Annotated in this window: 3 protein-coding genes; 1 reads left to right on the top strand and 2 read right to left on the bottom strand. The window is 67.8% G+C overall.

Features of this window, described 5'->3' with window-relative positions; genetic code table 11:
- Positions 1-147 precede the first annotated feature (147 nt).
- Positions 148-420: a hypothetical protein gene (locus I53_RS30035; RefSeq protein ID WP_043358039.1), complete on the bottom strand. Its 273-nt coding sequence runs from the start codon at positions 418-420 to the stop codon at positions 148-150.
- 108 nt (positions 421-528) lie between these two features.
- Positions 529-1,230 carry a sigma-70 family RNA polymerase sigma factor gene (locus I53_RS30030; RefSeq protein ID WP_043358038.1) on the bottom strand — a complete coding sequence of 234 codons (702 nt, stop codon included), beginning with the start codon at positions 1,228-1,230 and terminating at the stop codon, positions 529-531.
- 201 nt (positions 1,231-1,431) lie between these two features.
- Here I53_RS30030 and nthA point away from each other — a divergent pair.
- The coding region (nthA, locus tag I53_RS30025) for a nitrile hydratase subunit alpha (protein WP_043358041.1) at positions 1,432-1,986 on the top strand (555 nt) is incomplete at its 3' end.

Below are 1,986 nucleotides of genomic sequence, written 5' to 3'. Positions count from 1 at the left end.
GGACAGGCCTATCAGCGGGCGACCGACTGGCACCTGCGCCGGCCGCCGATGTGAGGGGCGTTCGGACGCGTGCCGCCGGCTCCATCACCGGCTCACAGGACGGCGCGGCGAAAGGAACACGTCCGCCGCGCCGCCCTGCACCGGGCATCAGCGGGCGAAGAGAGTCCAGATCCAGACGACGAGCGCCCAGAACGCCTTCAGGTTCAAGATCAGCGCTCTGAACCAGACCGACAGAAAGCTGAGAAAGACGACGGCACAGAGGAACGCGCTCATCCAGGCGGAATCCTCGGTGACGAGACCGAGCCGCCAGATGGCCCAGGAGCAAGCGAGTCCGAGGAGGCAAAGACCGAAGGCGATGACCACCGGGTGCGCCAGCCCCCGGTGCGCGGCGCTTGCGCCGTCTTGAGACGAAGCGTCCATGCGCGCGGCCCGTCGCGGAGATCGCCAGGAGCCTACGCGGCCACGGTTTACGATCGCCTTAGCGCCGAAGACCAATCAGCCGGACCGGCATGTCGCCGAGCCGCCAGCTCAGACAGCCGGTGCCTGGCCCGAGACCACGACGCCGAGGGTATCGAGCAGCGACGACCTGGCCCGGCTCACCCGGCTCTTGACGGTCCCGACCTGACAGCCGAGCTTCAAGGCGGCCTCCTCGTAGGTGTGGCCCTCCGCCCCCACCAGCAGCAGCGCCTGCCGCTGCGCCGAGGGCAGGTCGCCGAGACGTTCCCAGACGACCTTGAGGGTGCTGGCATCTTCCTGGTCGGAGGGGCTGCTCATCTGACCCGCATGCGTCCCGTCCACATCCTCCACCTCCCGCCGCGTCTTGCGCAGGTCCGTATAGAACTGGTTGCGCAGGATGGTGAACAGCCAAGCGGTGAAGTTCGTGCCCGGCCGGAACTTCTGCTGGTTCGCCCAGGCCTTCACGAAGGTCTCCTGCACCAGATCGTCGGCGCGGCTCACATCGCCGACGAGCGACAGCGCGAAGGTGCGCAGAGCCGGCAAGGCCTTGATGATGTCGCCGCGGAAGTCGAAGGGCACCGTGTCGCCATGCGCCTTGATCGCCACCTCGAACCGGGTGACCAAGGCGGCGAGCTGCGCCGGCAGCGGCTCCTGCTCGACGACCCGGAAATACTCGCGGATCGGCAGGACGAGGTGCTGGCCGATGGCTGCGGCGTAGCTGTCATCCCGGGCACGTACGACGGCGTCGGGCAGGTCCGCAGCAGCATCAGTCATGAATCTTTCCGCCTCCAACACCGATTTACTGGAATCGCTCTAACGTCGGTAGCGGTAAAATTCTGAACCTATGCCAAACGCTCCCGAACGTGACAGGGAATTTAGGCAGAGCGCCCGGCAAGACGGACGAATCGGATCCGCGCAGCCGGACTGGCGCCGCCCCCTCGGGGAATGCACACTGCGCGCAGCCAGGAGAGCGGGATGAGCCACGATCACGCCGATCATGAGCATGATCACCACGATCATCAGCACGATCATCACCATGGCAGCGCCTTGTCGCCGGTGGAGGCCCGGGTGCGCGCCCTCGAATCCCTGCTCACCGAGAAGGGCTATGTCGATCCGGCGGCCCTCGATGCCCTGGTCGAACTCTACGAGACCAAGGTCGGCCCACATGCGGGCGCCCGGGTCGTGGCACGGGCCTGGACCGATCCCGCATACCGGGCGCGGCTCCTGGCCGACGCCACGCCGGCCATCGCCGAACTGGGGATCGGCGGCCGCGGCGGCGAACACATGGTGGTGGTCGCGAACACGCCGGAGACGCACAACCTCGTCGTCTGCACCCTGTGCTCCTGCTACCCGTGGCCGGTGCTCGGCCTGCCCCCGGTCTGGTACAAGGCGCCGCCCTATCGGGCCCGGGCGGTGATCGACCCGCGCGGCGTTCTCGCCGAGTTCGGGGTGACGCTGCCGGAAACCACCCGCATCACCGTCTGGGACTCGACGGCCGAGACCCGCTACATGGTCCTGCCCATCGGCCGC

This window comes from Methylobacterium sp. B1 (genome assembly GCF_000333255.1).
Classification (GTDB): domain Bacteria; phylum Pseudomonadota; class Alphaproteobacteria; order Rhizobiales; family Beijerinckiaceae; genus Methylobacterium; species Methylobacterium fujisawaense.
This window is presented reverse-complemented; position numbering and strand designations above follow the sequence as displayed.